Annotated in this window: 1 protein-coding gene; it reads right to left on the bottom strand. The window is 57.1% G+C overall.

The features are described 5' to 3' along the window. Positions 1–326, bottom strand: a 326-nt coding sequence (locus AC3XQU_RS23465; RefSeq protein WP_489876551.1) for a hypothetical protein, incomplete at both ends; no start/stop codon positions are given.

Genomic DNA, 326 nt, shown 5'->3' with positions numbered 1-326 from the left:
CGATCCTCCATCCACCGGTTGGGGTTATGCGTCTCTGCCCATTTAGGCTCAATGGTGTGCAGGAACTCGGTATTGAGGTCAACGCTGGCGCGTGTCTCCAGCTTCAGCTCGTACTCGGCCGGAACTGGTAACTGTGGGCTGCTCTCGACCCACATGTGTGGCAGGCGAACCATTGAGCCAGTTGCAAGTAGTGGCTCTGCCAAGCCGCGGTCGAAGTAACGGTCCCGGCACTGGTCAATGAACAGGTGCAACCACAACAGGTCCCAATCTTTGAGATCGGCAAGTGTGCCCAAAACGCGCAGACCTGAATCCGAGCTCATTAGAGC

This window comes from Telluria sp. AZSoR62, from assembly GCF_058111565.1.
Note: the sequence above shows the minus strand (reverse complement) of the source record. Positions and strands in the feature narration are given on the sequence as shown.